Raw genomic sequence first — 17682 nt, 5'->3', positions numbered from 1 at the left:
GGCTCAGTGCCGGGTCCACTGGGGGATGCGGGCGGTGTAGTCGGCGAAGAGCGGTGTGATGCGGGCGGGTTCGATGCCGAAGGCGGCGGGCTCGGGGTGTGCCGCCCGCTCTCGGTGGGCAGCCGACTCCTCCCACCAGGCGGCCATGCCGTCGGCGAAGGCTGCGGTGACCGGCTCGCCGAGCCAGGCGTACAGACGGCGCACCTCGGCGACGGGGTCCTGCTGCATCGCGCGGAAGTCGATGTCGTGGAAGCGGTCCTCGCCGCGGGCCTCGGACTTCTCGCGGAAGGCGAGGGCACGGGCCATGCCGGTGGACCAGTGCTCCACGTTGAGCGCCCCCATGGCCTTCGGGTCGACGTCGTCGCTGAAGCGGCCGGCGACCTCCGTGCACAGGTCGGCCACGGAGACGATGACGGCCGCCGGATCGCGATGGGTCCACACGAAGCGCGCATCGGGGAAGGCGGAGTCGAGGTGGTGGAGCCACAGCAGGTGGGACGGCGTCTTCAGCCGCCAGGGCATGGCCGGGCGGCGCCACTGCAGCAGCTTGAGGACGCGTCGCTCGTAGGCGTAGGCAGCCGAGAGATCGGCGTCGTGGAGCAGCCAGCGGGAGTAGTTCGGCACCTGGGCGAAGGCCTGGAAGTAGTGGGAGGCGAAGGACAGACCGAGCAGGGGCAGGCACTCCATCGGGCCGGTGGGGCTGCCGGGGACCATGGCGAGGGTGCGTGGCGACAGGCGGGTGATCTCGGCTATCTGCGCCTTGCCGTTCTCGATGCGCGGGTCGTCGCCCTCGACGGTGCCGGGCGGCGGGCACGGCTCGTTCGCCTCCCAGCGGCGCAGGGAGCGGGCGCCGGGGTCCTCGGCGAGGAGGAAGGAGAGAGCGGTGGAACCGGTGCGCGGCAGGCCGATGCCGATGAGCGGCGCGGTGACCTGCTCGTCGTCGATCTCCGGATGGCGCCGGTACCAGTCCTCGATCCGGAGGCGCTGGCTGAGCAGTTTGACCAGGAGCGCGGGCATCGAGCGCTGACCGGTGGCGTTGAGGCGCGCGTGGTCGCGGAGGTCGCCGACGAGGAGTTCGAGGCCCTCGTGGAAGGAGTCGTCGCCGAAGTCGTCGAGTCCGGTCTGTTCGCGGGCAGCGGTCAGCAGTTCGTCGTGCGGTGACATGGTGAACCCTTCGGAGTCGGGCGGCAGGTGCGCAGCACGGACGGGTGCCCGCCATCGCCTTCGAGGCTCCGTGAGACGGGTCCCACGGGACTGCGACGGCGGGCGTGGTAGCCGTGGCACGGACCGACCCGACGAGGTCGTGAGGACCGTGGACCGTCACGATCGCCGGCCCTCCCGGTCCGCGCACGGTGCGGCCGTCTCAGCCCATCCAGATTCCGCCTGCGACATCGATGGTCTGGCCGCACATGTAGTCGGCGGCCTCGGACGCGAGGTAGGCGACCATGTTGGCGACCTCCTCGGGCAGGCCCACCCGTCCGAGTTGGACGTACTGGTCCAACGTGGTGGCGATGGCGGTTCGCGCGGCCCGCTCCCGGTCGTCGCGGGGGGCGGTGAGGTAGCGCCGCATGTCCGGTTTGATCATGATGCCGGGGGCGACACCGAGGACGTTGATGCCGCGGGGCGCGAACTCGTGGGCCAGGTTGCGGGTGAAGCCGATGACGCCCGCCTTGCAGGCGCAGTACGTGGTGAGGCCCTTCTGCTGGACGCGACCGCCGACGGCGCTGATGTTGACGATGCGTCCGTGTCCCTGCGGCACCATGTGCTCCAGGGCCGCGTGGGCGCCGTACATCACCATGGTGAGGCTGCCGAGGACGGTCGTGTCGATCTCGGCCTGGGTGTGCTGCTCGAAGGCGCCCGCGACGGACATCACCGGGTTGTTCACCATGATGTCGAGGCCGCCGAGCGCGTCCCTGCTCTCGCGTACCGCCCGGTGCACCTCGTCCCAGTCCGACAGGTCGGCCCGGATCGGGACGGCCCGTACCCCCCACTTCTTCTCCACCTCCGCCGCCCTGCGCTCCACCTTCTCCAGCGTCCGCCCGACCAGGGCGACATCGGCGCCGCAGCCGGCGAGCCTGTGTGCCGTGGCCTGCCCGAGCCCGTCGCCGCCGGCGCCCGTGACGATGGCCTTGCGTCCGCTCAGGTCGAGAAGCTCGGGCACGGACTTGTCGATGATGTGGGTGGGCAGGCGGTCCATGCCCATGACACTGTCCCAGTGCGGCTCTTGAGCATTCACAGGGTCCCCTTCTCCGGCGTGGTCTCCTGGCAACGGCTCCGGGTGTCGCGACCGCCGGGAAGGGGCCGCGATGCCCGAGGAAAACTCCCGGTTGCGATGCTAGAACTGGGTTCTCGCGAACGGCCAATACAATTTCCGGCGCGCGGATATAGCCCTCCGGTATAGCCCGTCGCTACGGTGAAGGGCGTGGACACTCATCGGCTCTCCTATTTCCTGCGGGTCGCCGAGGAAGGCTCGATCAATCGCGCGGCCGGCGTCCTCGGGGTCGCCCAGCCCGCGCTCAGCCGCCAGGTGCGCCTGCTGGAGGAGGATCTCGGGGTCCAGCTGTTTCGCCGTACCGCGCGCGGCGTCCGGCTCACCCAGGAGGGCGAGCGGTTGCGCGCTGCCGTCGCCGGACCCCTGCGTCGTCTCGAACTCGCGGTGCGCTACGCCGGATCGCCCCTGGCGCGGATCGAGCGCGGGCTGCACGTGGGCATGCCGGAGACGGCCGCCGTCACCCTGGCCCTGCCTCTTCTCGGAGCCCTTGGGGCGGCGTTCCCACGGGTGACCTTCCAGGTCAGCGCCGCGCCGACGGAGAACCTCGTGGCGTGGCTGCTCGACGGCTCGCTCGACATCGCCCTGCTCGATCCGGTGCAGGACGGCCGGCTGTTCCAGGAGGACCTGGTCGTCGAGGACCTGGTCGTGGTGGGCGGCCGGGACTGCGGGCTGAGCGCCGACACGGCGGTGTCGTTCGCCGAGCTCTGCGCGTGGCCGCTGGTCCTCCCCGCGTCACGGGCGGGTGTGCGCACAGCTCTGGAGAACGTCGCGCTCCGGCTGAAGATGCGGCTCTCCTCCCACCTCTCGACGGACTCCCTCGACCTCATGAAGGAAGCCGTCGCGGCGGGCCACGGATTCGCGGTCCTGCCCTATTCCTCGTGCGTGCGGGAAATCGCCTCGCACCGCCTGTGCCATGCCTCCCTGTTCGACCCCGCCCTGACCCGTCCGCTGCGGGTCTCCGTGACGTCCCGTCTGGATCTGCCGCGCGGACTGGCCACCCGGGTGGGCGGCATCATCAAGGAGGAAACGGCCCGGCTCATCGAGTCCGGCGCGTGGCGGGCCCGGCTGACCTCTCCGGTCTGGACACACTGACGGCACCCCTCCGGCGGCCGGGGCCGTGGAGGAGCCATGCATTGAGAATGCAATTCTCTTCCGGGTCGATTGATGTTTCCGGCCCGGCGCCGCAGGGAATGCAGGGCGTGCATCACGCGGCGTCGTCGCACGCGGGAACCACAAGCGGTTCGGGTCCCTGGAGACGCGCACCGACGGTGCGCCCACGCCGCGCGTTCCAGGACGTCCCCGGCCCGGTCGCGAACCCCGTGAAGCGGGGGCGCCCGATGTGCACCCGATGCCCGGTGAGCCCACCCGCACCTTCGCTCTCGACGGACGGAGCCCCGAACATGACCACCCGGCTGCGATTCATCTTCCACTACCCCGAGGGGGCGGGGCCCGACTCGGATGCCCTGGCCGCGGGCCCTCTGCACGAGATCGCCGTGGCCGCCGAGAACGCCGGATTCGACGGGTTCTCCCTGAGCGAGCATCCGGCGCCCGGCGCGCGATGGCTCTCCTCGGGCGGCCACCAGACCCTGGACCCGCTGGTGGCCCTGTCGTACGTGGCCGCGGCGACCCGGCAACTGCGCCTCGTGACCAACCTGGCAGTCGCCCCGTACCGGAATCCGCTGCTGCTCGCGAAGGCGGCAGCGACGCTGGACGCGCTCTCCGGCGGGCGGCTCGTCCTGGGCCTCGGCGCCGGATACCAGAAGAGCGAGTTCTACGCCCTCGGGGTCGAACTCGCCGAGCGCAACGCCCTGTTCGACGAAGCGCTGGAAGTGCTGCCGTTGCACTGGAGCGGTCGGCCGTTCAGCTACCGGGGACGGCACTTCGACGCGCGCGACGTGATCGCCCGGCCGCGCCCGGTCCAGGACCCGATCCCGGTGTGGATCGGCGGCAACTCGCGTCTGGCCCGCCGGCGGGCGGCCGAGCGGGCACAAGGCTGGCTGCCGATGTCCGGGACGGCGCAGCTCACCGCCACGGCGCGCACGCCTGCCATCGGCTCACTCGCGGAACTGGCCGCCCAGATAACCGAGATGCGCTCGTCCGCCGAGACCGCGGGCCGCTCCGAGCCGCTCGACGTGGCCTTCTCCTACCCGGACCGGTCCCTCACCGATCCGGCGGCCGACGCCGACCGCCACCGGGCGGCCTTCGCCGAGCTCGAGAAGGCCGGGGTGACCTGGGTGATCGTCTCCAGTGGTACCCGGGAACCCGCGGCGACCCGGGAGTTCCTCACGGCTTTCGGGGAGACGTACCTGAGGGCGGCGGACTGACCCGGCGGAGATCCTCAACGGGCGCGCGAACTCCCTGTGCCGGGCCCGAGACTTCCGGCCGCGTCGGTCCCGGCACCGCCTTGGTCGCCGGGGGCGGACGGCTCGGCTCGGCCTCCGTGCCCGGTGCTGCTGTGGAGGCGGCGAGCGTCGCGGCGGTGGTGACCGGCGGGATGAGCGCGTGAAAGGGCTTCATGCGCCTCAGCTTGCGCTGCCGCCCGTGCTGGCGTCCTGTGCGCGACGGCGTACGGCCCGTCCCACCAGGTCCTCCACCTGGGCGGCCGACACCGGCACCCCCGGTGTCTCCCAGAACCAGCGCTGCGTCTCCTCCTGGCTCATCTCTTCGGGTCGCTCGGCCATGTACGGCTGGACGTAGACCGGCGTGCCGGGCTCGGTGCGCCAGCTGTCGGCGAGGCCGCCGAGGTCGACGGCGTCGTAGCCGAGCACGTCCAGCAGCCGGGACACCGTGTCCTTGGCCTCCCGATCGTCACCGGCGATCGGCAGCGCGCTGCGGTCCGGGGCGCCGGCGGGGCGGGCGCTGGTGGACAGCCGACGGAAGTCGATGTTGTTGAACGCCTTCACCACCCGCGCGCCGGCCAGGTGCCGTTGGACCAGCTCGGAGGAGGTCGCCTCGGCCGTGTCCAGGGCCGCGATCCGACCGTCGCGATCGGGATAGTAGTTCATGGTGTCGATCACGATCTTGCCGGCGAGCGCGTCGGCGGGCAGCAGGCCGTAGTTCTTCAACGGGATGGTGGCCACGACGAGTTCGGCGTCCCGCGCGGTCTCCTGCACGGTGGCCGCCCGGGCGCGGCCACCGAGTCGGGCCACGAGGTCGGCGAGGCTCTCCGGTCCGCGGGAATTGCTCAGCACGACGTCCAACCCGGCGCCCACTCCCAGACCGGCCAACCCGCCGCCGATCATCCCGCTGCCGATGAGCCCAAGGGTTCGCGTCATCGCCTGTACACCCCACCTGTTCTGGAATCCGAGATCTCAAGTGAAACTGAGTGTCAGGCTAGCTACGCAGATTCATATCTGCAAGCGAAGTCCGTGTGGGAGGTACAATCGCGCGGTGGAGGCAGCAGCACGTACGAACATCAGGGACATCGCGCGGGCCGCCGTTCGCACCGAACTCGGCCTCGTGGCCTTCGAACTCTTCCGTCGGGACGGCTTCGACAAGGTCACCATCGACGAGCTCGCGAAGGCCGCCGGGGTTTCCCGCAGTACGTTCCTGCGCTATTTCGGCACCAAGGAGGATGCCGTCCTCAGCGCCTTCGACACCCACGGCGAGCGGGTCGCGAGCGCCCTGAGCGAGCGCCCCGCCGACGAGGACGACTGGACCGCGTTGCGCCGTGCCCTCGGGACGGCCGTCGAGCCCTACCACCAGGACCCGAACGGCTCCCTGGCCATGGCCCGCCTGGTCCGCGACACCCCCGCACTGTGCGCACGGCAGCTGGAGAAGCAGCACGGCTGGCGACCGGCCCTGGCCCGCGCACTCGCCGAACGTGACGGCTCGGCCCTGCCCCCCACTGTCGGTCACTGGGTCCGCGCCTCAGCCGCCCTGGACTGTCTCAATGTCGCCGTCGACCACTGGAGCGACTCCGACGGCCGACTGGACCTCGTCGCCCTCCTCGACGAGGCATTCGCCGCACTCGCCCCAGGCTGATCCGCAGGAATACCGGGGTCGGGATGCCAAAGGCTGAAACCAAACCCTGGCGTATGAAGCCGGGGCACGAGAAGGGCGCCTGGCGGGAGACTTCCCGGCTCAGGCGCCCTTGTTCTGTTTCTCTAGAAGAACCCCAGCTTCTTCGGCGAGTACGAAACCAGCAGATTCTTGGTCTGGTGGTGGTACAGCGGTGGATGGTGCTCTGACCAGTGTGAATGCGGTGCCGGAAGAGGAGCCGGCAGCTCTTGGTCCGCGTATGGTCCGGATCACAGTCGAGCTGGACGAAGGCCACGGCATGTGAGGTACGGGAGTGAGTGTCCCGTCTCAACGAACCCAGTCGATCCTGAGCTGCTGATCAGGGGCGACTAACTTCGTTGGGACGAACCGCAGTGGACCCGGTTCGTTGAGACGGGACAGTGAGTTACCAAGCTGCGCTCCGGTGGGCAGGCTCAAGCCGCGTCTTGGCGGTCGGAGGCAGCGCGCGAGGCCGCGCCGGCCTGTCGTGCTGGGTGCCGGGAGCGACGCCACAGGAGTGCGAACCCGATGGTGATCAGGGCGGCCACGACAATGGCGGGGCCGCCCAGAGTGAGGACCTGCTGAAGAGACGTCGCTGCGGCGTAACCGACGCCGGCTTCGGCCGTGGCCCACAGGCAGGCGGCGGTGACGCTATAGGGGGCGATGTGGCAGTAGGGGAGTCGGGTGGCGCCTGCGAAGTGGGGGGCGAGCGTTCGGACCACGGGCAGGAAACGGGCCAGGAGGACGGCCCGGCCGCCGTGCCGGGTCATCAGCGTCTCGGCCCGGTGCCAGGCGGCACCGGGGATGCGACGGCCCACGCGGCCCGCGCGCAGCTGATCACCGAGGAGTCGGCCGGTGCGGTGGGCGAGGAAGTCGCCCACTACCACGGCGCCTGCTGCGGCAGCGATGACCAGAGGAAGGCTGAGGTGACCGGCGCGGGCCAGGGCGCCGGCGGTCAGCAGCAGGGAGAGCGTGGGGATGAACGCGCCGGCCAGGAGGATCGACTCGGCGAGGACGGCCAGGGCCAGCACCGTGTAGGCCAAGGACGGCGGGAGGTGGCCGACGGTGTCGGTGAGCGCGTTCACCGTCGTGCCCTGTCGCACTGCTGCCCGGGGAAGTCGCCGCGGACGAGGGGGCGTCGCAGGTGCCAGACATGGGCGGGGGGCAGATTGGCCCATACCGTCCAGCGTCCTGTGGCGTAGCGGCGCTGGTAGGTGGCCATGACCTCGTCCACGGCGGCATGGCGGCGGGATTCGGTTCGAGAGGCGGTCAGGGCGCGGGCCTTGCGGGTGGCGAGGTAGGCGAAGTAGGTGAGGGTGCCGCCGGGGTGCAGCAGCTCCAGGTAGCGGGCCATGATGCGCTCGACCTGGGCAGGGGCGAAGTTGGTCAGCGGCAGGCCGGAGACGATCACGTCGTAGCGCTGGGTGGTGTCGAGCCGTTCCACGTAGCTCTGGTGCACGGTCACCTGCCCGGAACGGCCGACCAGGCTCGGGTGCGTGGCCACGAGGCCGCGCAGCCGGGCGGCGAATCGAGGGTTGGCCTCCACGATGTCCAGGCGGCTGCCTCGGGAGAGCCGGGGGAGCAGGGTCCGGGTGACCGCGCCGGTGCCTGCGCCGGCCTCCAGGACTGCTAGGGGGCGGGGCGACTGGGCCCGGACGGGATCGGTCAGGGCGCGGGCCAGGGCCCTGCCGCTGGGGGCTATCGCGCCGGTGGCCCGCAGATCACGAGCCGCCTCGATCAGGAACATCCAGCCTTCGGCATGGCGCTGCGCCAGGACACGGTCGTGGGAGGTGGTCCATTTTTTCATGGATCAGACGCTAGAAATCCCTATCCGTCCTTTGATCCATCGTTGTGCGACCGATTCCCCCTACGAAGGTAGGGGGTGGGCGCCGACGATGGCCGGAGGGAGCGGAACGCAGGCCTTTCTAGGATTGCCACGGTGAACAGAAGCACGGTCTCAAGGTGGTCGCCGACCTTCGGGCGGGCCGCAATCGTGGCGCTCTTCGTACTGATCACCGCCATGAACGGGGTAACCGTCAGCGACGGCCGGTACCTGTTCCCGGTCACGGCCTCGGCGGTGGTCTGCGCAGTGGCCCTGACGGTGCCGCGGTTGCGTTGGCCGGTCGGGCCGTTCCTCGTCACTGCGGTCACCGCGTGGTGGGGATGGCTCACGCTGATGCTGCTGGCGATCGTCATGTTCGACCTGGCCGTGGCCCGGCGGACGCGGGTGGCTGTGGGCTGTGCCGTCGTCGCGCTGACCGCCAACCTGGTCGGCTTTCCGGCATCCCGGATCTGGGCTGAGCAACGGTATGTGTCCGCGCTGTTCGTGCTGCTGTTCGCCTTCGTCGCCGGACTGTGGCTCGGCGGCCGCCGCCAGCTGATGCAGGCACTGTCCGCCGACATGGAACACCTGCGTGTCGAGGCACAATTGCGTGAAGAGGCCGCGCGCGTCATGGAACGATCCCGTATTGCTGCGGAGATGCACGATGTCCTCGCACACCGCCTCAGCCTGATCGCCCTGCACACCGGAGTGCTGATCACCAGAAGTGACATGCTCCCCGCGCCGGTCGCCGAACGGCTCGGCCTGCTGCGCACCACCTCCACCGAGGCCCTGGCGGACCTTCGCGACGTACTCGGCGCCCTGCGCGACCCTGACACCACACAGGCATCTGCCGCACTGACCCCGGCCGTGAGAGATGTGCAGGAACTGGTCGACGAAGCCCGCGCCGCCGGCCAGCACGTCGGGATGACGACCCATGGCCACCCGGAACAGGCCCCCACCACCCATCGTCTGGCGGTGTACCGCATCGTCCAGGAAGCATTGACCAACGCCCGCAAACACGCCGGCGGCGCCCCCGTGTCCGTACACGTCGACTACGGGCCGTCGACGACACTGGTCGAGGTCACCAACACGGCCGGCACTCCCGGGGAGGGTGGCTCCGTCGACTCCGGGTACGGACTCATTGGCCTGCGGGAACGCGTCACCGCTCTCGGCGGTCAGCTGAACGCCGGACCCGCAGGCGCGGGCGCCTGGCGACTCACCGCCCGCATCCCCCACCCCGCCGGCACCAAGCAGAACGGCCCCCGCACATGATCCGCGCCATGATCGTCGACGACGACGCCCTCGTCCGCCTGGGCCTGGCCGACCTTCTCGAAGGCGACCCCGGCATCGAGGTCGTCGCCCAGGCCGCCGACGGTCTCCAGGCCGTCGAACAGGCCACCGCGCACCGCATCGACGTCGCCCTCGTCGACGTGCGCATGCCCCGCATGGACGGCATCACCGCCACCACCAGGCTCCGAGCCCTCACCCACCCGCCGAAGGTGATCACCCTGACCACCTTCGATCTCGACGAGTACGTCTACAACGCCCTCGCCGCCGGAGCCGACGGATTCCTGCTCAAGGACACCGACCCGGCCGAAATCCTCCGCGCCGTCCACCTGGTAGCCGCCGGCTCGGCCATGCTCCACCCCACCGCGGCCCGCCGTCTCATCGACCGCTACCACGCAACCAACCAGCCCCAAGCCACCGCGGCCCAGGCCCGGCTCGACCGGCTCACCCCCCGCGAACGCGACGTACTTGCCCTCCTCGCCCAAGGCGACACCAACGCCGACATCGCCCGTCACCTCGTCATGAAGGAAAGCACCGTCAAGGCCCACGTCAGCCGCATCCTGACCGCGCTCGAAGTCACCAACCGCGTCCAAGCCGCGCTCCTCGCCCGCGACGCCGGCCTCGCCCCCTGATCAACCGATGGCTGCTCAGCGCAAGATGCTTGCCAGGGAGCAACCTCTGCCCGCTACCTTGTCCTTCACGGAATCCAGAGGTGCCCACCACCGGGAAACCCTCAACGAAGGTGACGAAATCACCACCACGTGGTGCCGTGACCGTTCAGCCACGGCTGCCTATTGCCGGTCGGTCTTAGGCAAGCGCGAGGATCGTGTCCGGGGAGACAAGGCAGAGATGGGGCTCCGCAGCAGGGACGGCCAGGTCGCTCACCATCCCGCGGGGGAGACGACCAGGCTGATACTGTCGCGCGGCGCCTCGTCGACCTGCTCGTCGCTGGCGAGCTGACGGAGCTGGCTGTTCGACTGCCGGATGTATCTGAGGCTGACGCCTCCTTCGGACTTCTGCTCGCTCTTGGCCTCGACCGTGAGCCACCAGGATGGCCACAGCCACGACGCATCCGTGCGTCCTTGACCTGCCGGTTTGAACGAGCGGGCCCCCCAGCAGTTCCCCTAGCGAGACCAGCCCGCCTCGTACTTCGCGGAATACTGCTCGCGCAGGTTAGCCAGCATCTCGTTCGCGAACGTATTGAACTTGGCGGCCGTCCTCAACTTCGGTGACGACAGGTACACCTTGGCTACGGCTTCCACGGCCTCGGTGTCCAGGGCGTCGAGTTCTGGCGAGGCCACCGCGCGCCCCTCGATCTCCTGTAGCCACGTGCCGAAGGCGGCCTTGCGGGCCCGTTCAAGCAGTTGTTCGGCCCGAGCTGTGGCGCCCGGAGCGTCGGTTGCCAGCCGAGCGCAGGCTGATCCGAGGTAGGCCCACATCGCCTGGTAGGGGCGCAGCTCTTCGCCGGTCAGGAGGTCGAGGACCTGCACCGCGCCGCGGGAGGCGGTGTCCCAGTCCTCTTGCCAGGCGGCCTGCCAGGCATTGACCTCATACTCGGCGCTTGCGGCGAGCATGCCCACGTAGTCGGGGACTTGTTTGACGCATTCGGAGCGGCGCTCGACGATGTCCGGCTCGGCGTCCTGTTGCCACATCTGGTCTCGGTCGAGGGCGCTGCGTGCTAGGGCGTGTATCGAATGTCCTTCGCCTGTTGCCGCTCCGTTGTGGCGGGTGCTGTTCGCCGCGCTGACGGTCTTGGTCAAGTTGCTGGTGGGCGCCAGGGCGGTGGTCCTCCTCGGGGCTTAGGTCCTGCGCCCCATGCGCACCGTGAGTCTGCTGGCTAAGGTCGGCGCCCATGCAAGCTACGGAGATCACTCGACGTACCACGGCGGAGCGCAGGCGGGACATCCTGGCGCGGCTCAGCTCGGAGCGCGACATGTGGGTGTCGACGGCCCACCTCGACCACGGCCCGCATCAGGTGCCATTGTGGTTTCTGTGGGACGGGCAGGCAGTGTGGATGTGCACCAGCGTCAACTCCGCGACCGCGCGCAATGTGCATACGGAGCCGCGCATACGGCTGGCTCTGCCGGACGCCTTCGACGTGGTGCTGCTGCAAGGCGAGGCGAAGTGCTATCCCTCGCGGGAAGTGCCCAATGATGCCGCAGATGCGTTCACGGGTAAGTTCGGCTGGGATCCTCGTACGGAAGAGAGCCCCTTCCTGTACCTACGCGTGACACCGCAGACAGTGCGCGCCTGGCGCGGAGTACCGGAACTTCGCGGCAGGGTCGTGATGCGCGATGGGGCGTGGCTGGGGTAGTACGGGGACAGTGTGAATGCGCTGGTCACAGCCACTCGTTGATGGCCGCTACGAGAACGGTCGCCTCGTGGCGGACTGCGGGCTTGTCGTAGCGAGTCGCCACGGCGCGGTTCCTTTTCAGGCGATTTATGCCGCACTCGACTGCGTGCCGCGTTTTGTAGTCCTCGGCGTCGAACTTGGGTGGCCGGCCGCTGCGAGAGCCGAGCTTCTTGCGGTTGTGGGCCTGGTCGGCCTTGTCCGGGATGGTGCAACGGATTCCGCGGCGCCGCAGGTAGGCGCGGTTCTTGCGGGACGCGTACGCCTTGTCCGCGCGGACGCGGTCGGGCCGGGTGCGTGGTCGGCCTGAGCCCAGGCGGGCGACGCGGACCTCCTTCAGGACGGGCTCGAACTGCGGGGAGTCGCCTCGCTGCCCGGCGGTGATCACGATAGACATGGGCTTTTGCCCCTGCTCGACGGCGATGCCGCCGGGCGGCTCGGCCTGCAGATCCCCCTTTTCCGCGCCTCGGCAGCATGCTGGTGGGCTCGACACACGGTGGAGTCGATGTTGAGGTCCCAGGTGATGAGCTCCCTGGCGTCGGCCTGAGCCTGCAAGGCGGCGAAGATCCGCTGCCAGGTGCCGTCCCGCTGCCAGCGCCGAAACAGGTCGTACCCCCGGGCCCAGGGCCCGTACCGCTCCGCATGTCCCGCCACGGGACACCGGTGCGGGTGCGAAACCGTATCCCGTCGATCAGCTGCCGCCTTGTCCATATCGGCGGACGTCCCGGCTTCTTGCCCCTGGGCAGCAGCGGCTCCAAGCGGGCCCACTGCGCGTCCGTCAGATCTCCACGTGCCACGAAGCAAGATCATCTCACCTCAAGATTCACTTCCGATACACGCCCTAGCACTCGGATCCGGTCGGCTAGGAGGTCGGTGCAGGCGTCTGCAGCTCCGGCTGCATCCCGCGCCTCTCCCCGCCAGTAGGCGAGGTTGTGGCGGGCGCCGAGGGTGTCGGGGTGATCGTCGCCGAGGCTGTTGCCCGCGCGGTACAGCACTGCGTGCGCGTCCGGCCAGTACGGCCAAGGGGCGCCAGCGGTGTGTGGGCGCCCCTTGGCCGCACGGTGTCAGTGCCCGGCCATAGCGTGTACGCGTGACCCAACACCTGCTGATCTACTCCTACTTGGGACCTTCAGTCGTGCAGGATTCCCCGGCCGGGCGCAGGATCGCGCTGCAGACCTCAGGCGGTGCCTCCCCGGCCGGAGAGAAGACCGCCCCCCGGTTCTTCAGCGGTTTCCTGACCGCGCCGGCGGCCGCGGCGACGGCGCTGCTCGCGATCGCCGACGTGACGGCGGCCCGCTATTACCGGCCGGGCGCCGGAGCGTCGCTCGACCCGGTGGTGACGGCCGACGGCGAGCGGCTGCGGTTCGAGTCGTTCTCCGGCTGCTGTGGTGTGTACGCCCGCCTCGACGTGCTCGCGCCCGGCCTCGACGGCGACGACCTCGGGCACGGCACGACGAATGTGGATGTCAACCCGCCGCTGCGGCGGGCACTGGCCGCTCTGGGTGGGCTCGACCCGCTTCATCTGGCCGTCGGGCCGGAGGAGTTGGCGGTCCGCACCTTCGACGGCGAGTTCGTGGAGAAGAAGGTACCGCTGCCGGAGCGCTGGCTGCGCGGCTTCGCCGAGGCCCAGGTGCTCGCTGCGGGCTTCGTCCTTCGGGCCGAGGTGCCCGCCGTGGAGGCCGCCGCCCTGTTGCGGGCGATGCCCCGGCAGCCCCGCCGGACCGATGCGCGTACGACCCGCTGGGTGATACCCGCGGGCCACACCCTGCGCCCCACGACCAGGCCGACTCAGGATGCCGTGTGCCTGCCCGGCCCGAAACGGCTGCTGACCCTGCAGACGGTTCTGCGCCACGCGACGACCGTACGGATGTACGCGCCGGCGGCCCCGGCTACCGCGGACGGGGCCGCCAGCGCGTGGGAAGTCGAACTGCCGGGCATGCGGCTCACGTTGATGCTCTCCCAGAGCGCTTCACGCGGCTTTTCCGGCGAAGGCGGAGTGCTGCACGACCTTGCCACGGGGCCCGCGACGGCGGACGCGGAACGGATCGCCGAACTGGTGGCCTGGCAGCCGCGGATCGATGTCGTCGAGCTGTCCCGGCAGTCAGGTCTGCGGACCGGACGGGTGCGTGCCGCACTGACCATGCTGGGCACGTCCGGTCAGGTCGGCTACGACCTCGCCGACGAGGCGTACTTCCACCGCCACCTGCCCTTCACCGCGGGCGCCGCTGAGACGCGCAACCCCCGGTTGCGCGAGGCGCGGGCGCTCGTCGCGGACGGGGCGGTACGGCTCGACGGTCCGCTGGCCCGGGTCGGGAAGGGCGACGACGGTCATGTGGTCCGCACCGACGAGGTGTCGGGACAGTTGAGCTGCACCTGCTTCTGGTGGGCGAAGTACCGGGGCGGACGCGGACCCTGCAAACACGTGCTCGCGGTGGGCATGGTGCGCGGAACGACAACGGACAGGGAAGCGGAAAACGCCGCGGAAGCCACGGCGACAGGCCCCACGGGACAACAGGAGACGGCACGATGAGACTGGTCCGACTCGCTGCAGCTGCTGATGTCAAAGGAGTGCTCCGGGAACTCGGCGCGCTGACCCCGGACGAGCGCGCGGCGCAGGCCGAGGCCCTGGAGGAGCGGCGCGCGACAATGCGGGCCGGGTGGTTCCACTGTCCCGAGGAGGAGAAGGCCGCCCAGCTCGCCGCCGAACTCGGCTGCCGTAACCACCCCGTGGCCGCGGCCGACTGGATCCTGCAGCCCGAGACGGCTCAAGCGTGCTCCGCCTTCCGCTCGACGGCGTCTGGATGCTCGACGTCGTGAACCTCCACTCCGTCCCCTGGCGGGCCGAGCTGGCCGCACGGCTCGCCGACCGGTCGACGCCCGGGGAAACGGTCAGATCCGACCTCATCGAACACCTTGTCCACGACACCCGCTGCCCCGTCCCGACTACCGACGGGTTCATCGACAGCTGGTTGCGCTGGCGCGAGCGCGACTGGGAGCATCCCGCACATCTGCGCGGCGGGCCGCGGCCGGGCGCCGGTTTCCTGGAGCGGCTGCGCGCAGACGAACTGGCGCCGACACTCCTTCCGCTGGTCGTGCAGCGGCCGGGAATCTCCCTCGGCGCGAGCGGATTCCACTATCAGGTGCGGTACGGCCCGTTGTATCTGAGGGAGAAGACCAGGCTCGGCGTGTTCATCAGGCTCTCCGCCGAGGGCGACGGTCTGGTCGACCGTGGCGCGCTGGTCCGGCGCGCCCTCGCGGACCTGGACTCCCCCGAGGTGTCGGCAGGTGACGCCGCGCTCGCGCTGACGGAACTCGCCCTCACCCCGGCCGAACACAGCGCGCTGGCCCGTGAACGCCTCGCGCTCGCCGCGCCGTTGCTCCCCCGGCTGCTCCAGGACGGCACGCGCGCGGAGACCGCGCCGCTGCTCGCCTGCCTGAACGCCCTCGCCCTCACCCCCGCCGAGAACGCGCCAGCCGTCCGAGACCATCTGGCGCTCCTCGACATGTCGTTGCCGGTGGCCGCCTACGCCCAGCAGGTCCTGATCGGCCTGGACGAGGCCGGACTGCTGGAACCCGACGTGCTCACCGAGATGGGTGAACGTCTCCTGCTCCGCCCGGAGACGAAGCTGGTCCGCACACAGCTCACCCGGCTCGACCGCGCGGCCCGCAAGGATCCCGCACGCGCCGCCAGGGCCGTGCTCGACGCGGCCACGGTCTTCGACCACCGTGACGTCGACATGCAGGAGCGAGCCCTCGCCGTGGTCGCCCGGCACCTCAGGACCGCGGGCGACTCCGTACTGCCTCGGTTGCGCACGGGCGCCGCATCGATCAACCCGGGCCTTGCGGCACGGGCCGCCGGACTGTTCGGCACTGCACCCGACGACCAACTTGTCGACCGGTACAGCGACATACTGCCCGCCGTGCCCGAGCCTCGCCCGGTACCGGGCCCCATCGAGACAGCCGCCGAGGTCGCCGAGGAGCTCGCCGCGGTCGTCGCGAACGACAAAGACGTCGTGATGTTCGAGCGTGTCCTGGACGGACTGGTCCGGCACGCCCACCTCGACCGTGCGGGGCTGGCCCAGGCACTGAAGCCGGTCATGCGCAAGGAACCCCGCGCCACCCTGGACTTCACCCAGGCCGATGTCTACGACGTCGCCGCGGCGCTGCGGCGCGACCGGCCCAGGGAGCGCAACTTCGCCGACCGCCTCAGGCTCGACGCCTTCTCCCCGGCCGGGGAGTTGCTCCAAGCGCGCCTCGCGGAGGCCGTCGACATCATCGAGGCCGGCACACAGCCGTTCCTGCTGGCCGTGCCGACCGACGCCACCGGTGCGCTGGGCGCCGCCGAACTCGTGCGGCGTGTGGCGGCGTTCGACGAACTCGGCATCGCTCCCGCGCCGGTCGACCTGGCCCAGGCCCTGCTGCGGGTTACCCCGACCACGGACGAGAAGGTGCTGGGCGGGGCCGGTCGGCTCGGGTCCGACGCCGGCCGACTGCTGGCTGAGTGGCTGCGCGAGGGCGGTCTGCCGCACTGGGACCGCGTGCCGGAGAACTGGGCCGACACCCACCCGGGTAAATTCCCGTCGGACTGGGTGAGCCACATACGCCCCGAGCCGGCCCCCGGCCCACTGCTCCTCCCGCCCGCCGCGACCTTGATCGGGCCGTACCGCAACAGCGGCCTCCACGAACCGATGGCGCCCTTCTGGTTTGCCCAGCTGCCCCACCACCGTGAAGTCGTACTGGCCCGCGACTACTTCAGGTACCGCGTGTCCATGCGCGGCTGGGCGCACGCCCTGCCGTTCGCGGCAGAGTCCGGCGGCCCGGCGGGATTCGCGCTGCACCTGGCACTGACGTTCACCCTCACGTACGACCAGCAGCGTGAACGCGACGCGGCGGTGGACGCGCTGCTCGTGCTCGCCGGGCGGGGGCAGCTGGACACCGCCCTGCTCGGACGGCAACTGGCCGAGACGCTGCGCGGCAGATGGATCGAGGCGAACCGGGTGAGCGCCTCCCTGCGCATGGCTGCCGAGACGGGCGCGTACGCCACCGTCTGGTCCGTGCTCGAAGTCGCCCTGCCCCACCTGCTGCGCGACCCCGTGGTCCGGGGCACCGGAGCGTTGCTCGCCCTCGGCGTCGACTGCGCCTCGCGCTGTGCGGCGAAGGGGGAGATCCCCGAGGTCACGAGGGCCGCTGCTCACAGGGGATCGAGTCAAGTGGTGAAGAACGCGAGACTGCTGCGCGACGTACTGGGCTGAGCGGCTCTGACCTGCACTTGTCCCCACCTGGAACTGCGCCACCGACGCCGGGCCCGCTGTGGGGACCGCATCCGAAACGCCCGCGACACCGGCCTGCGCAACCTGCCGCTGCACGAGATCGCACAGAACCCATCCTGGCTGGATGCCGTCTCCCTCCCGCTCGACCTCCTCGCCTGGACGCCCGCCCGTCCCGCCAGTCCTGGACGAACGGCCGGACTACGACTCCGTCACCCCAACGGCCCCGCATCTGGAAGCCCTTCATCGACCTGCCGATCCCGCCGGAGACCGAACCGCCCGACGAACCACGATCGGCTGGGCCTGGACTCCCTCGGTGGTAACGCGTGCGCTCACCAGGGTTGCGGAAAGGCCGACGCGCACTGTGCCCACTGCCTGGGGACCCAGTTGGGGACCACGCCACGGTACTCGCGACCCTGAACAGCATCCACGGGGGCGCACACGACGAGAGCCGCCGAAGATGCGCTGACCGAACTCCTCCGGCAGGCGCAGGAAGCGGCTCTGGTCGAGCCCGGTGTGGACGCACGGTTGGAGGCAGCCGGCCTGCTTGCCATGTCTGCGGGACTCGGCACCAGCATCCTCGTCGGCCAGCGCAGCCCGGAGTCCGCGACCACAGTGTTGAACCATCACCTGAACCACGTCTTCCGCCCCGGTGAAGCGGTCTCGACATGAGTGACCGGAGCCCAGC

At 70.3% G+C, this 17682-nt stretch carries 15 protein-coding genes and 3 pseudogenes; 11 read left to right on the top strand and 7 right to left on the bottom strand.

The genetic code is table 11. From position 1 onward, the window contains the following. Positions 1-3 precede the first annotated feature (3 nt). Both AB0D74_RS01640 and AB0D74_RS01635 read right to left on the bottom strand, forming a co-directional pair. Positions 4-1161 carry a sulfotransferase gene (locus AB0D74_RS01640; protein ID WP_362579095.1) on the bottom strand — a complete coding sequence of 386 codons (1158 nt, stop codon included), beginning with the start codon at positions 1159-1161 and terminating at the stop codon, positions 4-6. Positions 1162-1360: 199 nt separating this feature from the next. Continuing rightward, on the bottom strand, positions 1361-2233 hold the full coding sequence (locus AB0D74_RS01635; protein ID WP_362579092.1) for an SDR family NAD(P)-dependent oxidoreductase: 873 nt from the start codon (positions 2231-2233) through the stop codon (positions 1361-1363). 186 nt (positions 2234-2419) lie between these two features. Between AB0D74_RS01635 and AB0D74_RS01630 the strand changes: the two genes are divergently transcribed. Both AB0D74_RS01630 and AB0D74_RS01625 read left to right on the top strand, forming a co-directional pair. After that, positions 2420-3361 (top strand): LysR family transcriptional regulator, encoded by a 942-nt coding sequence (locus tag AB0D74_RS01630; RefSeq protein ID WP_362579089.1) that lies wholly within the window; start codon positions 2420-2422, stop codon positions 3359-3361. 308 nt (positions 3362-3669) lie between these two features. Further along, the gene (locus AB0D74_RS01625) at positions 3670-4593 is read left to right on the top strand and encodes a TIGR03619 family F420-dependent LLM class oxidoreductase (protein WP_362579086.1); all 924 of its coding nucleotides are present in this window, start codon (positions 3670-3672) and stop codon (positions 4591-4593) included. 198 nt (positions 4594-4791) lie between these two features. Here the strand turns inward: AB0D74_RS01625 and AB0D74_RS01620 are convergent, their stop codons facing one another. Further along, positions 4792-5544, bottom strand: coding sequence for an NAD(P)-binding domain-containing protein (locus AB0D74_RS01620; RefSeq protein WP_362579084.1), 753 nt, complete (start codon positions 5542-5544; stop codon positions 4792-4794). A gap of 115 nt (positions 5545-5659) precedes the next feature. On the opposite strand from AB0D74_RS01620, the gene AB0D74_RS01615 reads away from it, so the two are divergent. After that, positions 5660-6253, top strand: a complete 594-nt coding sequence (locus AB0D74_RS01615; protein ID WP_362579081.1) for a TetR family transcriptional regulator — start codon at positions 5660-5662, stop codon at positions 6251-6253. Positions 6254-6702: 449 nt separating this feature from the next. On the opposite strand, the gene AB0D74_RS01610 is transcribed toward AB0D74_RS01615, so the two are convergent. Together AB0D74_RS01610 and AB0D74_RS01605 are read right to left on the bottom strand one after the other, a co-directional pair. Beyond that, on the bottom strand, positions 6703-7353 hold the full coding sequence (locus AB0D74_RS01610) for a DedA family protein (RefSeq protein ID WP_362579079.1): 651 nt from the start codon (positions 7351-7353) through the stop codon (positions 6703-6705). Then, complete coding sequence (locus AB0D74_RS01605; RefSeq protein ID WP_362579076.1) at positions 7350-8075, bottom strand: methyltransferase domain-containing protein; 726 nt, start codon at positions 8073-8075, stop codon at positions 7350-7352. The genes AB0D74_RS01610 and AB0D74_RS01605 overlap by 4 nt, the downstream gene beginning before the upstream one ends. Before the next feature lie 213 nt (positions 8076-8288). Here AB0D74_RS01605 and AB0D74_RS01600 point away from each other — a divergent pair, with 213 nt between their 5' ends. Both AB0D74_RS01600 and AB0D74_RS01595 read left to right on the top strand, forming a co-directional pair. Next, complete coding sequence (locus AB0D74_RS01600) at positions 8289-9362, top strand: histidine kinase (RefSeq protein WP_362580136.1); 1074 nt, start codon at positions 8289-8291, stop codon at positions 9360-9362. Continuing rightward, a complete protein-coding gene (locus tag AB0D74_RS01595) occupies positions 9359-10009 on the top strand; it encodes a response regulator transcription factor (RefSeq protein WP_362579073.1) in 651 nt (216 codons plus the stop codon). Before AB0D74_RS01600 ends, AB0D74_RS01595 begins: the two co-directional genes overlap by 4 nt. Before the next feature lie 492 nt (positions 10010-10501). On the opposite strand, the gene AB0D74_RS01590 is transcribed toward AB0D74_RS01595, so the two are convergent. Beyond that, a complete protein-coding gene (locus AB0D74_RS01590; RefSeq protein WP_362579070.1) occupies positions 10502-11137 on the bottom strand; it encodes a hypothetical protein in 636 nt (211 codons plus the stop codon). 92 nt (positions 11138-11229) lie between these two features. Between AB0D74_RS01590 and AB0D74_RS01585 the strand changes: the two genes are divergently transcribed. After that, positions 11230-11691, top strand: coding sequence for a pyridoxamine 5'-phosphate oxidase family protein (locus AB0D74_RS01585; protein WP_362579067.1), 462 nt, complete (start codon positions 11230-11232; stop codon positions 11689-11691). Positions 11692-11716: 25 nt separating this feature from the next. Here AB0D74_RS01585 and AB0D74_RS01580 read toward each other — a convergent pair. Further along, positions 11717-12524 (bottom strand): annotated as a pseudogene (locus tag AB0D74_RS01580) (IS5 family transposase). 293 nt (positions 12525-12817) lie between these two features. Between AB0D74_RS01580 and AB0D74_RS01575 the strand changes: the two are divergent. The 5 genes and pseudogenes from AB0D74_RS01575 to AB0D74_RS01555 form a co-directional block, all read left to right on the top strand. Continuing rightward, positions 12818-14257, top strand: a complete 1440-nt coding sequence (locus AB0D74_RS01575) for an SWIM zinc finger family protein (protein ID WP_362579064.1) — start codon at positions 12818-12820, stop codon at positions 14255-14257. Further along, positions 14254-14544, top strand: a complete 291-nt coding sequence (locus tag AB0D74_RS01570) for a hypothetical protein (RefSeq protein WP_362579061.1) — start codon at positions 14254-14256, stop codon at positions 14542-14544. Before AB0D74_RS01575 ends, AB0D74_RS01570 begins: the two co-directional genes overlap by 4 nt. Next, positions 14499-16979 (top strand): DUF6493 family protein, encoded by a 2481-nt coding sequence (locus tag AB0D74_RS01565; RefSeq protein ID WP_362579058.1) that lies wholly within the window; start codon positions 14499-14501, stop codon positions 16977-16979. The genes AB0D74_RS01570 and AB0D74_RS01565 overlap by 46 nt, the downstream gene beginning before the upstream one ends. Positions 16980-17006: 27 nt before the next feature. Continuing rightward, positions 17007-17159 (top strand): annotated as a pseudogene (locus tag AB0D74_RS01560) (IS1380 family transposase); the annotation flags it as partial. A 285-nt stretch (positions 17160-17444) separates the two neighbouring features. Further along, positions 17445-17666 (top strand): annotated as a pseudogene (locus AB0D74_RS01555) (TetR family transcriptional regulator C-terminal domain-containing protein); the annotation flags it as partial. Between the last annotated feature and the right edge of the window lie 16 nt (positions 17667-17682).

The sequence above is a fragment of the Streptomyces sp. NPDC048278 genome, from assembly GCF_040652195.1.
Lineage (GTDB): Bacteria > Actinomycetota > Actinomycetes > Streptomycetales > Streptomycetaceae > Streptomyces.
Note: the sequence above shows the minus strand (reverse complement) of the source record. Positions and strands in the feature narration are given on the sequence as shown.